Below are 16,445 nucleotides of genomic sequence, written 5' to 3'. Positions count from 1 at the left end.
CGCCTTAATAACTCACTTCAATTTCATATGACGTAAATTTTCGAACATTAATCACGCCGGTATCAAAAATAAGGTATTGCCCCTTAATTCCCAGTAACACGCCGTTGACTTCAACATTTTTGTCAAAGTTGTGTGAGGCTATTTTGGTTGGGTATTGCGTCACTGGATAATCAATCGTGACCAATTCCTGATCCAATAATTCTACCGAGTCTTCACCAAATTTTAGTCTAATTTCGTCAAGTCGTTCCGATATTTGTGGCACTAACTCTAGGGCTTTTTGTTTTAAATCGAGTTCTGGATTTTCGCCCTTCAACATTGCTCGCCAATTGGTTTTATCAGCGATAAATTCCGCTAACGCGATCTCCACTAAACCAGACTGTAAACGGGTCTTAACTTTAAACAACGGAATCGCCTGTGTTGCGCCCTGATCAATCCACCTTGTTGGTATTTGGGTATGGCGTGTTATACCCACTTTTAACCCTGAGGTATTCGCTAGATAAACATAATGTGGGATCATGCAATTCTCTTCACCCCATTGAGGCTCTCGGCATGTGCCTTCGGCGTGGTGGCAGGTTTCCGGTTTCATGATGCACATATCGCATGACGCAAGTTTCCTCATACACGGAAAACAATGTCCTTGAGAGAAACTCTTTTTCGTCTTTTTTCCGCAACTGCTGCAATTAATATTGCCGGTATGAGTAAGTGTTAATGACTTACCAATAAAGTCATTTAACGGTAGTTCTTCATCGCCTACTGGCAATAAATAAGTTACTTGATTTGTTTGCGTGTCTAGACTTGCACGCATTTTTTTGAGGTGTCCCAACATAAATGATGTTCTTAGTGTTTACGTTAATTATTAGAAGTATAAAGCGAATTGGCAGCCAGACCAACGTAATTCATAATGCAATTCTCAGGGCAAAAAAAAACCAGCCACATTGGCTGGTTCTAATTACAACAGTTGAGGTGCTATAAACTGCTAATCGCGTAACCGCTTTAAGCAACTAACAACGCTTGAACTTTTTTCATTGCATTTTTTTCTAACTGACGAACACGTTCAGCAGAAACACCGTATTTGTCAGCCAACTCTTGCAACGTTGTTTTGTTGTTATCGTCTAACCAACGGCTGTGCAATATATCCTGACTACGGTCGTCTAATGTTTTAATTGCAGACATCAAACGGTTGTTAGTATGTTCAACGTACTGTTCTTTTTCAACGTTTGCCGCTAAGTCAGAATTATTTGTCTGTAAATACATTGACGGTGAATACGCTGCAGAATCAGAATCATCTTCATCATTACCGATATCAAACGCCATGTCGTAATTACTCATGCGAGATTCCATCTCTAACACTTCTTTTTCTGACACGCCTAAAGTTTCTGCAACAGTTGAAACTTCCTCGTTGCTAAACCAGCCAAGACGTTTTTTCGACTTACGTAAGTTAAAGAATAATTTACGTTGTGCTTTCGTTGTCGCAACTTTAACGATGCGCCAATTTTTTAATACAAATTCGTGGATTTCAGCTTTAATCCAATGTACTGCAAAAGAAACTAAACGTACGCCAACCTCAGGGTTGAAACGTTTTACCGCTTTCATAAGGCCGATATTACCTTCTTGGATTAAATCCGCTTGAGGTAAACCGTAACCTGAATAGCTTCGTGCAATATGTACAACAAAACGAAGGTGCGACATGATAAGTTTGCGCGCAGATTCCAAATCTTCGTTTTCATATAGTTTGAATGCCAGTTCTCTCTCTTCCTGAGCAGCTAACATATCAATGCTTGTCACGTAAGAAACATAAGACTCAATGCTGCCGCTTTGAGGCGTTATCGCCAATGCCATTGATTGATTTTTTCGGCTCATATTTAAACCTCCTTTAATTAACTGAAAGGCATCTTAGCACTCAAGCTGATAGAGTGCTAATTTATTTTTCGCTATTTATAGATCGATTAGATCTATGGCTATAAGCCTAATATAAGATTTAGAAATAACCTTTAAATACAGATAGATAAAATGAAATTTTGCGGAAAAACCAGCTGGTAAATCAAAATATTTGAAGAATATTGTTCAAAAAAACGCAGATTGAAACACTTTGTTACGCTTTAGCGCTAAATTAAGTGCTGTACTTTTTGACAAGAAACGTCTTGCTGATTGCGGATAGTTATTAGTCAACAACAACCGTGACTATCTGAGTATAAAAGTAGAACAATGAGGAGCCTGCGTTGTCGACTGCTAGCGCATAGAGCATTGAGTCCTGCCGCTCAACCGTTTGAGGCATCACGGCAATTTTTACGTAAAAGAATGCTTAATCAATGTTTGGTTCAATTTCTTTAATATGACGATGCACAGACCAGAAAGCGCCTGAGAATCCTAAAAACGAAGCTATTGCCATTAACCAACCGAACTCGGCAAATGATAGGCCCTCAATTTCAAAGTCGTTGACATACAAGCCAGAGATTTCGACTAAAGCAGATTGCATCCACCAGACAACAAAGTTTACAACGATAAACGCTATAAAGCCGCCCATCAGTCCGTACCACAAACCGGTATAGACAAAAGGTCGCTGGATAAATGCTTCCGTCGCCCCTACCAGTTTCATTACTTCTATTTCTTCTCGTCTAGAGATTATCGATAGCCTAATCGTATTGCCGATGATTAACACCACAGATACCAATAATAAAATGGCAACGGTAATTACGGACTCCTGCAACATATTAACAATGGCGTTGAGTCGCGTTAACCAATCTATATCAAGTTTACCAAAATCAACTTCGCGTTCTTTCTGCAGTTTAAGTAATAGGTTTTTAGCACTTTCAGCTTGACGAAAACGGGCTGTAGGCGTGATTACAAATGACGCTGGCAGTGGATTAGATTCTAAATATGACAACGCCTGACCAAAACCTGAAAGCGTTTTAAACTCTTCAATAGCGTCATTTTTACTAATGTATCTAAGTTCATCCACTTCGTCATAGGCACTAATTCGTCTAATGGCGCTGGCAATTTGTTGCTCTGACAATCCTTCGTTTAAAAATAAACTGATCTCAGAGGCACTGTCCCATTCAACATTAATAGATTGAACATTTTTGACTATGATGTGCAAAGTAGCAGGAAGCGTTAAACTTAACCCCATGACTAATATCGTCATAACAGAGGCGACTGGGGTACGCCAAATCTCACCTAAACTCGTTACAATTTGTCTAAGGTTATTAATCCAAAAGTATACAAAACGTTGCAGCGGGTTAACACCGCGTTTTGTTGCACCCTTTTGTTCAGAACTAAATAAAATGCTCATTTTACATCCCCAAACCGTTTTCAGCAGATAAGCCATCATTGGTCATTCGACCTTGTTTTAAACTTAATGTGCGATAACGCATACGGGCAATCAATCCTAAATCATGGGTAGCAATTAATACTGAAACACCCACATCATTAAATTGCTCAAATACATTGATGATTTCTTTTGATAACTCAGGGTCTAAATTTCCTGTTGGCTCATCGGCCAATAACAAAGGTGGTTTATTTACGACAGCGCGCGCAATACCAACTCTTTGTTGCTCGCCGCCAGACAGGATTTTCGGGAAACATTTGGCTTTATCTAATAAACCAACTTTATCCAAAGCAGCGTGAACCCGTTTCGCTATTTCACCTTGGGTATAACCTTCGATAACTAATGGCAAAGCAACATTGTCAAATACGGTGTGTTCTTGTAACAGTCGATGATTTTGAAAAATCATACCAATGTCACGGCGCGCGTAAGGCACTTGGTTCGGAGTAATGAGATTTAAATTTTTGTCATTAATAAAGACATTACCGATTGAAGGTCGTTCAATCATGCTGATCAGTTTTAATAGCGTACTTTTACCCGCTCCGGAGTGGCCTGTGAGAAACGCCATTTCTCCACGCTCAAGATGAAACGATACTTTTTCAAGAGCTCGAAACCCACCAGGATAGGTTTTACTGACCTGCTCAAATCGGATCATTAGCGCTACTTCCCTTCATTCTTTATTATTGTTTTTGAACTGGTCATAGATTACCCCAAGGTCAGGATAGATAAAAGCCCATTACTTGAATGGGCTTTTGGTATTTTCGCTGTTTTACCTACACTTGAATAAATTCAGTATTAATTTTCACTTTCATCAAACAAGGCATCAATAAAAGATTGATGCTCAAAGGTTCGTAAATCTTCAATTCCTTCACCAACCCCGATATAGCGGATTGGAATTTCAAATTGTTCTGCAACCGCAAAGATAACGCCACCTTTGGCAGTGCCGTCGAGTTTCGTTAATGATATACCCGTTAGACCAACCGCTTGATTAAATAATTTAGTTTGGCTTATGGCGTTTTGGCCAGTTGTTGCATCAATAGTTAACATGATTTCGTGTGGAATATTGGCATCAAGTTTTTTCAACACTCGTACAATTTTTTCAAGCTCTTGCATTAAGTTATCTTTATTCTGCAATCGACCCGCAGTGTCTGCAATAAGCACATCGGCTTTACGCGCCTTCGCAGCTTGGTAAGCGTCAAAAATAACTGACGCACTGTCAGCTCCAGTATGCTGTGCAATAACCGGCACGTTGTTACGGTCACCCCATACTTGCAATTGCTCAACAGCTGCCGCTCTGAACGTATCACCTGCAGCCAACATGACAGACTTGCCTTGTTGCTGAAACTGTTTGGCCATTTTGCCGATAGTAGTTGTTTTACCAACCCCATTAACACCAACCATTAAAATGACAAATGGTCCATCGTCGTTATCAACAACTAATGGCGCATCAGATTTTTTCAATATGTCTGACATTTCAGATTTTAATAAACCGTACAGCGCATCTGCATCTTTTAACTGCTTTCGGTCTGCGTGTTCAGTCAGTCGGTTAATCAACTTAACCGTGGTATCCATCCCAACATCAGCCATTAATAATTGAGTTTCTAGCTCTTCATAAAGGTCATCATCAATTTGTTTGCCTTTAAATAAAGATAAAAAGCCACCACCGATTTGCTGACGTGTTTTACTTAAACCTCGTTTTAGACGTTCGAAGAAACCTATTTTTGGCTCAGCTGGCGTGCTCTCGTTGTCATTTTCTGTCGCCTCAGCAGCTTCAGCATCAACATCATCAACCAATGTCGCATCATCTGTTACTTCGCTTGTTTCAGTCCTCGTGTCCTGATCTTCTTCAGGTATACTGGGCTCAGTTGATGCGACTTCGCTATTGTCAGTAGCGACTGGCTCGTCAATACCAGTTTCTGCAACGGCAAATTCTTCCGATGAAGGTGTGATTGGTGCGATATCTTCGACAATACTTGATCCCGCTTCATCAGCATCAACATTTGCTTCTTGCAAAGCTCCGTTGTTAGAAGGGGTTGTTTCAGACCCGACAACATCCTTCTCTTGGTTTGATTTTTCGCCAATTTCAGTTGTACTGTCCGACTCTACAAGCTGGCTCTGTTCCGTATTTTCAGGTTGTTTCTGAGGTTCCTGAGCACCTTTTTTAAACCAAGATAAAAAACCAGACTTTTTAGCCATTAAAAAAACCTTTAAATGATGTGTTAGGCGCGGGATAATTGGCGCGTATATTATCTTAAAACAAACTAAATAATAACCACCTGATGAATTTCAACCCCAAAATTGAGGTAAAACTTTGAAACCAACGACTAACTCAGCAAAACGTGGCAAAAATCAAAGGTCAAAATCAGCACAATCAGGTGAGATCAGAATTATTGGTGGCCAATGGCGGGGACGAAAATTAAAAGTTCACGACAAAGAGGGCTTACGCCCAACAACAGATAGGTTAAAAGAAACCGTTTTTAACTGGCTGATGACCCACACTCGTGACGCTTTAGTTCTCGATTGTTTTGCTGGCGCAGGTTCTCTTGGATTCGAGGCTGCTTCACGTCACGCAAAGCAGGTGTATTGCATTGAAAAAGATAAAACCGCGGCATCCCAGTTAACGAGCAATGTCAAACTTCTCGGTGCGCAACAACAAATTACCGTTTTGCAGGGTGACTTTTTTACGCAGCAGCAAATTTTAAATTTTCAGTTTGACCTTATTTTTATTGATCCCCCTTTTAACAAAGGTTTCATGGACAAAGTTGTACCGTACTTGATTGACCACAAACTCATTGCTACAGGAGCTTTAGTTTATATCGAACAGGAAACGACATCTGATTTTGACTTGACGACAAATGCGTGGTCTGAACAATTTGAACAAATTAAAAATAAATCCGCGGGACAAGTCTCTGCCACTTTATATCGATTTATTGGTAACGACGCTTGAGTTTACAGAACAACATCTGTAAAACCCCTGTAAAACACGAAGAGACTCAACGGACTGACATTCATTCAATATAAATAGTCAAAATTAATAAGAATTAAATTACCTATGCTTCAACAATGCCAATCGTTTTATTCAAATTTCAGCAAAGCAAAACCCCTTACAACCTTAAATAGTAAAGACCTTACTGCTTTGTTTTTATTCACCTTCAGCGCACATACTATGGCGATTGATGAGACCGAATCACTTCGACAACGTTCGCAAGATAAAACCCTATTTACCAATCTGTCTTTAGATTTATCCGGAAAAAGTGGTAACTCAGACACCGAAAATTTTGAGTTCGGTCTTTACCACTCACAGCGTCATGATAAACATTTTGGATTTATAATGGCTTCACGTGAATATGCAAAAAGTAATGGTGCAGAAAGCGCCAACAGCTCGTTTTTGCACTTTAGATACAATTACTACTTTGCTAAAGAGAAGTCGTTTGAGCTATTTACTCAAAGTAACTTTGACGATTTTCGTTCACTTGAATCGAGAAATTTATTAGGGATATCCTATCGCCAAGAATTCCATAAAACCCACGCTTTTGGAGCCGGGTTGTTTAACGAGCACGAAAAGTACTTAGTAAATGATGATCCAACCAACTTTACCCAAACCCGTGCCAATCTTTATTGGGTATTTGCAAAACCATTAAGTAAATATGCAAACTTGGCGAATACCCTGTATTACCAACCAAATATAGAAGAGTTTGGCGACTGGCGGGCCTTTAATAAGTTTTCGATTAATTCGGCATTAACTGAAAATTTATATCTTAAATTTGGTGTTTTGATTGAACATAACAGTCAGCCTGTTTTAGATGTAGAAAAAACAGACATCAGCTACCGTGCAGGATTTGAATTCGAGTTTTAGTTTTTTACTCATTAAAAAAAGAGGGTTTGAATAACCCTCTTTTATTTTGCCTTTCTAAGCTCTCGTTTCAGAGTGTTGCTTTGAGCGCCTATAATCCAATGGCCTTTAGACCTCGAACTCGATACCAATATTAGTAACACCATCGGCAAGGGCAAATTCAATTGCTTTTTGGCGAATCGATTTTGCATCAAGCTGTTTCAAAGGCAGGCTTTCAACAAAATCGATGGCACTGCTTAAAAATGCCATTTCATTTTGCATCAGCTCATGTTCGCGAACGGCGTCATTATCAAGTTCGGTGTCGGCTTGATATTCAATAAGGTGCACAATACATCCTTGAGATATTTTTGCTACAGCAACCGGATCTAAGTCATCTTCACTTTGTAAGCCATTGATGTACGATAAAACAGCGGTACAAAAATACAACGCTGGATAAACACCATACATATCAAATTCATGTTCGTCCGGTGTCAGCAATTCTATTTTATCTTCCATTGCCGACAAGCTGACTTTTGCCCCCTTCACCAACAAACGCTCCCACAAACTATTAATCATGTTGTCGAGATTATGTTCTTGAGGAAAATCGGTTACGTGGGCAAATAGATAATAATTAGGTTTCATGCGTTCAATTAACATCAAAGATATGATGCCTTGTTGCTTGTAACCTAACTCTCGAATACGTTGGAAGTTGTTGGTTTTCGGTTTGTCGTTGGTTAATTTAGACAAAATGTTCCTCTCATTATGGCTTCGGCTTCTGTAAAGCCTCGAGTTGCTGTTGGGCAAAATTGAATTTTAACCGATATTCCGTCACTTGGGTTTCCAATGCACCTACTTTTTCAGTTAATTCTAATTGCAAATCGTTATTTTCAGAACGAAGTTGTTTAATCACCTCACGCGCTTGCTCAACATCCGCTGCGGATTTTTCAGAGTTTAACGTTATGCGCTGCATGGTTAATTCTTTGAGTTTCGATTTTGCTTTTTGTTCTTCTTCATTAGCAACATTAAGTTGCTCCATCAATATTTGCGAACGACGCTGCTGCTTTGTTAAATCGGCTTTCGTTTGAGTTAACTCAGACTGCGTTGCGACAAACTCTTCATCAACATGAGACAATTGACCTAGTGAATCTTCTAATCGAACTTTTAATTGGTCGTGTTCCATCTTCAGGCGACTATTCGTACCTTTTAATGCCTCGATCATTTCAGTCAGTTCAATATTGGTTTGGAATAGCTGATCCGATTGCTCATTACTAAAGCTCTGTATTGAGCTTAGTTGAGCTTGCAACATATGGATCTTCTTATCCGCGGCTTCATTCGCTTGCTCTAGCTTCACTGCGTCTTTTTGTAATTCGTCACTCCGCTGCTCAGCTTCACGTTTAGCCTGTTTAAGTACTTTAACTTCCTGCTCATCGAGACTGTGGTTTAGGTCTACTTGTTCTTGCAGCTCCGTTGTTAACTTTTTAGCTGACAACAATTCTTCAGTTAGTCGCTTAATGTCTTCACGTTGTTTTTCATCGTTATTATTTGCAAGTTTAACTAAGTTACTGAGATCAACATTTGCCTCTTGTAACATAATTATTTGTTCGTCATTTGAATTGTCACTGTCAGCCTGCGATGAGGCTAATCGAGCAACTTCCTGCTGAGCTTTAAAGAGTTCACTTTGCAGTCGTTCTTTATCATCAAGTTGTTCTTGATTTTCGGTTTCCGCGGTTTTTAGTAACTGCTGGAAGCGACGATTCTCACGCATTAAATGATCGATTTGATCACTATCAGCTTGTTGAGAATTATCAATCTCAATTTTTAGTTCTGCAATATCATGTCGTAATGCCTGTTCAGTTTTTAACGCTGAATCTGCAAACGTTTTGGCTTGTTCTTGCAAATTGTCAATTTGTAACGTGAGTTGGTCATTCTCGGCAATAAGCTGATCTTGGAATTCAAACCGTGCATTAAGCTCAGTGTCCAGTCTTGCAACTTCCTTAGCTTGCTCTGCAAAACGATTTTGCTCCTGGGTAAGCTTGCTTTCCCAACTTTCAATAACTTGCTGATGTATCTTTTTCTCTTCTTCAACAGTCAGTCTAAACGCGTCAAACTCGGCCGTTTTAGCTTGTGATTGCAGTTCGAGTTGCTCAAAGTTTTGAATTTGTAAATTTAGTTCAGCTATTTTCTCGTCGAGCTGTGATTGCAACAAGTTTGCTTGTTGCTCTAAGGTCTGTTTTGTCTCGGCGAGCTGATCTTTTTCTGTTTGTAAATTCAGTTCTAGTTGGCTGTTTTTATCAGACAACTGTTGGATTTCATTTTCCAATTGCGCTTTATCAGTGAGTAAGGCTTGGTACTCAACGTTTGCAGTTTCTAAGGCTGCATTGACTTTGGAAATCTCAACCTCAAAATTTAATTCAGCCCGCTCAAATTCATTTCGCATCGCTGTATATTTACTGTCTGATTTACTAATGATCTCAGCGAGAACGGATTGCGTATTCTCACTTTCAGTCAACGATTCTTTAAGCGTTTCAATTTCAGTTTCGCGTTGTTGAATATCAGAATAGGTTACTTCAAGTTGGGCCTGTAACTCGTTATTTTGTTTCGTTAGACGCTGGAACGCGTCACTATTTGCGTCGCGAGTTTCATCTAATATACCGCTCAAATCATCACGTTGCTTTTGCAATGATTCGTATTGCTGAGCTAATAAATCACGTTCTTTACTGGTTTTATTTAACTGATTTTGAACTCCAATAAGTTCATCCGACAGATCCGAGTGGGCGAGTTGTTGTTGACTAAACTGCTCGCGCTTTTCGTCTTTAATTTGCTCTAGCGCTTGATGTAATTCAGTTTGCTCATTTTGCAATTCAACTATACGAGATTCGAGGGTTTCAATATGACTTTCAAATTCATCTCGTTTCGCTTCAACAATGTGAAGTTGGTGCTGCAAAATGGCATTTTCCGTAGTTATTTGTGCCTGGGCCTCTTTATGAGCTGCAACATTAACCTCTAAAGTCTGATTTAAATCCTCAACTTGCGCCGTAACTTGATCAATCGTTTGTGCTTTTAATTCTAATTCTGTTTCAACGGCATTAAGCTGAACAAGTTGCTGCGCTTTTTCTGCTTCAAGGCTTGTTACTTGCTCAGAATGTGACTCTTTTAAATCCGCTAACTCAGCATTAACTTGGCTATTTTCTGCGACTTGCTCCGCGAGTTTTTCCGCTAGAGCGTCAACTTCATTTTGCTTTGTGCTCAGGTCATGAGTTGTTGCTTCAAGCTGCTGCTGAACTAAAGCTCGTCGCTCTTCTAATTCAGTGGCATCGGCTGTCAATTTAGTGATCTGTTGCTGTAAGTCATCTACTTGAGAATTAATGGCCTTAATTTCTGACTCATGGTTACTTTTAGCTAAAGCACTGGTTGACTCAGCACTAGCCAACTGTTCTTGCAATGAGGATAACTCGAGCTCGAGTTCACTTTTTTCACTCGTTAGAAACTCAAGTTGTTTGCCTTGTTCAGATTTAACTTCATCCAATTCTGCTAATGACTTAGCCTGTTGCTCAAGTTGTTCAATCTTACTTTGTTCACTTTCAATGCGACTTGCTAATTCGCCTTGAGTTGCACTTTGTTGAGCAGCTAACGTATTGCTTTGCTCGCTGAGTTCTAATATTTGAGATTCTTTAACTTGAAGTTCACGCTCTAAATCCGCGATTTGCCTATCGTAGGTCTGCTTAACTTTATTTGTATTTTCTTCGGCATCTTTTTTAGCCGATTCAAATGCTTCAAGTTGTGCTGCCGCCTCAGTTTGAAGCTTAACAATATCGCTTTGCGCATCATTAAATTGGCTTTCTAACTCACCGTAACGGGTATTTTGCTCCGCTTGAACTTTGTCAATTGAGGTGACTTTGTCCTCTTGAAAATCTTGTTCGAGTAGCAGCCTTTGTTCGTTTAATTGCTTTTCAAGCTCAACACTAAAGTTGTCTTCAAGCTTTTTGACGTCTTCTTGGTGTTGAGATTTTGCAAATCTTAGTTCGCTGCTCAGATCATCAAGATTTGACTTAGTATGCTGCGACTGCAATTTGATTTCTGTCAGCTCGATACTTCGTGCTTCAAGGATTTCGAGCCGTTCAGCTTGTTCACTAATTGTCGTCTCAAGCTGAGTTTTAGTGTCGCTTAAAGAACTAAGTTGAAGTTCCAAGGATTGAATAAGTTCACTTTTTTCAATTTCGCTTTGGCTGCTGTTAGCCAATTCGTTTTTTAATTGTTCAAACTCGTTACGTTGTTTTGCATGCTCAGACTGAAGGGCACTAAGGCCGGCAATATTTGTATCGCGTTCAAGTTGGAGATTAGCATTGTCTCCATGAAGTTGTTTTAGCTCTTCGTCTTGCTGCAATTTAGAATGTTCAAGTTCAGCTAACTGACTCTTCAATTGGTCAATTTGTGACGTTAATTGCGAAAATTGCTTGGCATCATCATTGAGATTACTTTCAAATGTGAGGCGCTGCTTTTCTTTACGGTCCAGTAGATCTTTAAGTTCTCGAATTTCACTTAAGTAAGCAGTTTTATCGTCTACATGGCTTTTTGCGCCTTCTGCGACTTCAATTTCTAATTGAGCCACCTGCTGTGTTAAAGACGCTAAATCAATTTGACTTTGATTAACCTCTGCCTGCAATTCATCAATATTCAGAGCTTTTTCTTCACATTGTTGTTGCAACTCATCGTATTGTTTTTGCAATTCGATTTTAGCGGCTTGTTCACCACTGAGTTGTGAATGCAATTGAGATATTTGAGATTGAAAATCCGATTCTGAATCTCGTTCAGACGTCTGTGCTGAATTTAATTGCTGCTCCAAAGAAGCGTATTTGTCAGCGTCCTGCTGATAAGACTGGCGCAGCGAATTAAGTTCTGCGTTGCGTTCGGCAAGCTCTTCTTTAGTTAAGTTAAGTTGCGCGGTCAGACTCTCCAAACGATTTTCACTGTCATCGTCTGCTTTAGGTGACAACTCTTCAAGCTGGTCGTTTAAGTCACCAATTTGGGTTGTTAACTGGCTCAGTGAAAGGTCTTTTGCAAATAATTGTTCCGAGTAATATTCGGCTTCTTGTTCAGCTTTAGCTAGACGTTTTTGCAAAGTTTGGATATCGGTGGAAATTTCAGTCGCCGAAAAAGTAACTTCATCATGAGATTCTTGGTCGGTGAGTTGCTGTGATAATGATAGTAAAGCGTCTTCAATTTCTTGCTTTTCTGCTTCCACATCTTCAAGCTGACTTTGAAGTTGAGTTTGAGATTCGGTTAACTCGTCTAGAAGCGATGCGATACTAGATCGAACTTTAATAAAAGCTCTTTCATCTAAGGCTACAAACTGTTCAAATGTTAAATCCTCAAATGGATTTTGAACAGGCTTCTTTTGCGACAATTTCCTAACCCCTAATTAAAATTGGAACGACAACTGAGTTTAAATAATAATAGTTTAGACTATTTTTTAAGTAACTATCAGTGCTAAATATTTTGTAAAATTTACACTCTACACAATAACAATAAAACCATTAAAATATAAACACTTTTTAATGCCATATAATTGATAATTAAGCATGCATATGCGTATTATTTAAATTCCACAACGATAAGTATTCGCAAATGATCATAATGAATATCACGACCCCAGCTTTGCTGTTCCCTGCAATCTCACTTTTACTGCTTGCTTACACCAATCGGTTTTTGGTTTTGGCCCAGCTAATTCGAGAACTAAATCAACGTAATAACAAGGGATTAGAGCAAGTAGTTAAACGGCAAATATCTAATTTACGCATGCGTTTACTGTTGATCAGGGCGATGCAAACGGCTGGAGTACTCAGCTTTTTATTGTGCACTGTTGCCATGTTCCTTTTGTTTTTGGAGATGTCCCAAATTGGCACTGTGATTTTTGGCCTCAGTTTATTCACCTTAATGATGTCTTTGATTATCTCATTGTATGAAGTTCGAATTAGTACAAAAGCAATTGAAATAGAACTGGAATCTATGGAGTAAACGACTACATTTATAAAAGCGAAAGCGATATTTTGCCTCCAACAAACGTGTTTTAAAACAACATCAGGGTAGAAATTAGTGAACGATTTTTTATTTGCAGACGAAACGATCAACGATGATGAAGCATCTAATAAAAGGCCTTGGAAGGTGCTTATTGTTGATGACGAGCCTGATATTCATAATGTAACAAAATTGGTTTTAATGGGTTTTGAACTTGACGGTCAAGGGCTTGAACTGCTCCATGCTTATTCCGCTGCGGAAGCTGAAAAAATAATATTAGAACAGTCCGACATTGCAGTCGGTTTCATTGACGTCGTTATGGAAACAAACGACGCTGGATTAAAGTTAATCAAATTTATACGTGACGTGGTAAATAACCACACTATGAGACTCGTCTTGCGGACAGGTCAGCCTGGCGAAGCGCCAGAAGATACCGTTATAAAAGATTACGACATCAACGATTACAAAAACAAAACCGAGCTCACTGCCAGCAAAATGAAAACTTTGATGTTCGCGACATTGCGATCTTATCGAGATATTCAAACTATCGAACACCACAAGCTCGGATTAGAACGCATAATATCTGCGACTATAAATTTTTTAGATTGCTCATCCTTGACCGAATTTGCATCGGCTGTTTTAGACCAAGTTGCTAATGTAATGGGATTAAATCATTCAAAAATAATGTGTTGTGCTGCACTCAACAACCCTAAAAAGGCAGTCGATTTTAGATTATTGGCCCTAAGTGGCGTGCAATCAAGAGCAACAATTCACGACGAAACGCCTATGCCACCCGGTATCAGAGCTCTGCTTGAAAAAGCCCATGCGACACAATCATCAATTCGCGAAAAGGATCATTTTGTCGGCTATTTTGTAAATAATAGTGGCTTGGAAAATTTACTCTATGTCAGTCACGATCACGACTTAACCGATACTGATCACAATATTTTGGAGTTTTTTACCAATAATATTGCCGTGGCCTATGACAATATTCGAATGCGTGAAGTCGTTGAACATTCGCAAAAAGAACTTAGTTATATACTAGGTGAAGCAGTAGAGAAGCGTTCGAAAGAAACGGGAAGTCATGTTAAACGGGTCGCGAATTTCAGCTATATGTTGGCGATTTATTATGGGTTACCAGCAAAACAAGCCGAACAACTAAAAATGGCTTCGCCATTGCACGACGTTGGAAAAATTGGGATCCCCGATAGTATTCTAAATAAACCGGCAAAATTGGATCCCGAAGAATGGGCAATTATGCAAACCCATGCGCAGCTTGGCTTTGATATTTTGACCCAATCGCAAAACGAGATATTGCAATTAGGTGCCATAATCGCCCAACAACACCATGAACGTTGGGACGGAAAGGGGTATCCGGCAGGACTCGCCAAAGAAAACATCGAAATTGCTGGCAGAATCACGGCCATTGCTGACGTGTTTGACGCATTAGCATCTGAACGTTGTTATAAACCGGCTTGGCCACTGGACAAAGTGCTTAATCTGTTAAAAGAAGAGCGTGGTAAGCAATTTGAACCGAAGCTGGTTGATATCTTACTCGAACATGTCGATGAATTTATTGCAATTCGCGACGCTTTTCCTGATTCCATGGAAGAATAATAAACAACTAATTTTTAGTCAGTAATATAACAGGCAGATCACTGTACATTTGTCTGTTGTTTTACAGCAACTTTTCTAAAAGCTACCTACAACAACGAGTAAATCGTATTACACAAATTCAATACAACCGACGACAAAAACCCAGCCGGCAAAGAGTAATTTGAGTTGCAGCACTGGTAGCCTTGTTGCGACCATTTTTGCAACGATACCGCCAATCACCGCGCCCGGCCCGGCATACCATAGTACTTCATAATAAATATTGCCATTGGCGATATGATGACCAACCCCAGCCCAAACCGTGGTCGCAGATAATACAACGGCAACGGCAACAGCGAGTGTCACTCTGTAACCTCTGAGGATGAGATAAAACGCCACAAACTCACCAACACCAACAGATAAAAACGCCGTAATAACGCCACCAATAAAACTAATTAGCGCAAGTATAAGCAAATCCGATTTATGGCCAATAGCCGTAAGTTGCTCTTGTTGATGTTTTTTATACTTCAAATAAATGGTAATAAATAAAGCCGAACCCAACATGACAGAGAACCAAGCAAAAAACTGCGTCAAGGATGCAGGAGGTTGAATATCAAAAAGATAAACAGACCACAGTCCAACCATACTGGTAGGCACACAAACAGCTAAAAATGGTACCAGTAATTGCCAATCACGGTGTTGGTGAATATCTACTCTTACATGCTTAAGCCAAACAATCGCTCCCGTTGTCATCCCAAAACATTGAATAGCAAAACTGGTCGCAACTGATTGAGATTCAGATAAACCTAAGTTCTGGAAAGCTGGAATAAAAACAACCCCACCACCAGCGCCCGTTACATTGGCAAATAACGCCCCTATCATGCCCAACAAAGCAAATGGAGAATAATCATCAAACGTCAACGAAAATACTGAAAAACACAGCAGAAAAAGGAAGACAAACCGCATGGGTGAAGATTTAATTAGATCAAACAAAGGAACATACTTGGTTATCATAAGTGCATTGATTCTATTCAAACCGAATTTAAATGCAAGCGTTTAGAATTACTGAACAGTAGACATAAAAAAAGCCACACTAAGTGTAGCTTTTAACTGCATTCAAAAACCGCTAAAGGACAAAAAACTTTTCTTTATAACGCTTTAACTCTTCGATGCTTTCACGAATATCTTCAAGCGCTAAGTGGAATCCTTTTTTCTTGTAGTTATCTACAAGTTCAGGTTTCCAGCGACGAGACAATTCTTTAATTGTACTGACATCAATATTTCGATAATGGAAAAACTCTTCCAACGTCAACATATGTACATGCATAAAACGTCTGTCTTGACAGATACTGTTACCGCACATAGGTGATTTCCCTGCGGGTACAAAATCTTTCAAAAAGTCGATGGTAATTTCACACGCTTGCTGCTCTGACACAGTACTTTTACGGCAACGGTCAGTTAATCCTGACTTACCATGCTGTGCAATGCACCATTCATCCATGTTGTCTAACACTTCATCCGGTTGATGAATCGCAATTTCAGGACCTTCAGCTAAGATATTTAAGTCACTATCAGTGACAATCGTCGCTACCTCTAGCACTTTATCAGTGCGAGGTTCCAATCCTGTCATTTCTAAATCAATCCAAATTAGATTATTTTCACTAAATGTCATACAAAGGCCCT

General features: G+C 39.5%; 13 protein-coding genes. 4 read left to right on the top strand and 9 right to left on the bottom strand.

Going from position 1 to position 16,445, the window contains the following annotated elements; all coding sequences use genetic code 11:
- Positions 1-4: 4 nt before the first annotated feature.
- The 5 genes from Q4575_RS02305 to ftsY form a co-directional block, all read right to left on the bottom strand.
- Positions 5-826: a DUF2797 domain-containing protein gene (locus Q4575_RS02305; protein WP_215963327.1), complete on the bottom strand. Its 822-nt coding sequence runs from the start codon at positions 824-826 to the stop codon at positions 5-7.
- Positions 827-993: 167 nt separating this feature from the next.
- Positions 994-1,860 carry an RNA polymerase sigma factor RpoH gene (gene rpoH / locus Q4575_RS02300; protein WP_215963326.1) on the bottom strand — a complete coding sequence of 289 codons (867 nt, stop codon included), beginning with the start codon at positions 1,858-1,860 and terminating at the stop codon, positions 994-996.
- A gap of 442 nt (positions 1,861-2,302) precedes the next feature.
- Entirely contained in the window at positions 2,303-3,289 is a 987-nt protein-coding gene (gene ftsX, locus Q4575_RS02295; protein WP_272180899.1) for a permease-like cell division protein FtsX, read from the bottom strand.
- 1 nt (position 3,290) lies between these two features.
- Positions 3,291-3,977 (bottom strand): cell division ATP-binding protein FtsE, encoded by a 687-nt coding sequence (gene ftsE, locus Q4575_RS02290; RefSeq protein ID WP_215963324.1) that lies wholly within the window; start codon positions 3,975-3,977, stop codon positions 3,291-3,293.
- A gap of 140 nt (positions 3,978-4,117) precedes the next feature.
- Entirely contained in the window at positions 4,118-5,518 is a 1,401-nt protein-coding gene (gene ftsY / locus Q4575_RS02285) for a signal recognition particle-docking protein FtsY (protein ID WP_303521207.1), read from the bottom strand.
- A gap of 115 nt (positions 5,519-5,633) precedes the next feature.
- Here ftsY and rsmD point away from each other — a divergent pair, with 115 nt between their 5' ends.
- Positions 5,634-6,269: a 16S rRNA (guanine(966)-N(2))-methyltransferase RsmD gene (gene rsmD, locus Q4575_RS02280; RefSeq protein WP_272180901.1), complete on the top strand. Its 636-nt coding sequence runs from the start codon at positions 5,634-5,636 to the stop codon at positions 6,267-6,269.
- Positions 6,270-6,374: 105 nt separating this feature from the next.
- Positions 6,375-7,178 carry a DUF481 domain-containing protein gene (locus Q4575_RS02275; protein WP_303521206.1) on the top strand — a complete coding sequence of 268 codons (804 nt, stop codon included), beginning with the start codon at positions 6,375-6,377 and terminating at the stop codon, positions 7,176-7,178.
- A gap of 105 nt (positions 7,179-7,283) precedes the next feature.
- Here the strand turns inward: Q4575_RS02275 and Q4575_RS02270 are convergent, their stop codons facing one another.
- Together Q4575_RS02270 and Q4575_RS02265 are read right to left on the bottom strand one after the other, a co-directional pair.
- The gene (locus Q4575_RS02270) at positions 7,284-7,901 is read right to left on the bottom strand and encodes a YjaG family protein (protein WP_303521205.1); all 618 of its coding nucleotides are present in this window, start codon (positions 7,899-7,901) and stop codon (positions 7,284-7,286) included.
- A 13-nt stretch (positions 7,902-7,914) separates the two neighbouring features.
- Entirely contained in the window at positions 7,915-12,558 is a 4,644-nt protein-coding gene (locus Q4575_RS02265; protein ID WP_303521204.1) for a hypothetical protein, read from the bottom strand.
- A gap of 230 nt (positions 12,559-12,788) precedes the next feature.
- Here Q4575_RS02265 and Q4575_RS02260 point away from each other — a divergent pair, with 230 nt between their 5' ends.
- Positions 12,789-13,169 carry a DUF2721 domain-containing protein gene (locus tag Q4575_RS02260; protein ID WP_215963442.1) on the top strand — a complete coding sequence of 127 codons (381 nt, stop codon included), beginning with the start codon at positions 12,789-12,791 and terminating at the stop codon, positions 13,167-13,169.
- A gap of 78 nt (positions 13,170-13,247) precedes the next feature.
- The gene (locus Q4575_RS02255) at positions 13,248-14,786 is read left to right on the top strand and encodes a DUF3369 domain-containing protein (RefSeq protein ID WP_303521203.1); all 1,539 of its coding nucleotides are present in this window, start codon (positions 13,248-13,250) and stop codon (positions 14,784-14,786) included.
- A gap of 108 nt (positions 14,787-14,894) precedes the next feature.
- Here the strand turns inward: Q4575_RS02255 and Q4575_RS02250 are convergent, their stop codons facing one another.
- Together Q4575_RS02250 and orn are read right to left on the bottom strand one after the other, a co-directional pair.
- On the bottom strand, positions 14,895-15,776 hold the full coding sequence (locus Q4575_RS02250) for a sulfite exporter TauE/SafE family protein (protein ID WP_215963317.1): 882 nt from the start codon (positions 15,774-15,776) through the stop codon (positions 14,895-14,897).
- 112 nt (positions 15,777-15,888) lie between these two features.
- Positions 15,889-16,434 (bottom strand): oligoribonuclease, encoded by a 546-nt coding sequence (gene orn / locus Q4575_RS02245; RefSeq protein ID WP_215963316.1) that lies wholly within the window; start codon positions 16,432-16,434, stop codon positions 15,889-15,891.
- Between the last annotated feature and the right edge of the window lie 11 nt (positions 16,435-16,445).

It is taken from the genome of Psychrosphaera sp. 1_MG-2023 (genome assembly GCF_030548245.1).
GTDB lineage: Bacteria > Pseudomonadota > Gammaproteobacteria > Enterobacterales > Alteromonadaceae > Psychrosphaera > Psychrosphaera algicola.
This window is presented reverse-complemented; position numbering and strand designations above follow the sequence as displayed.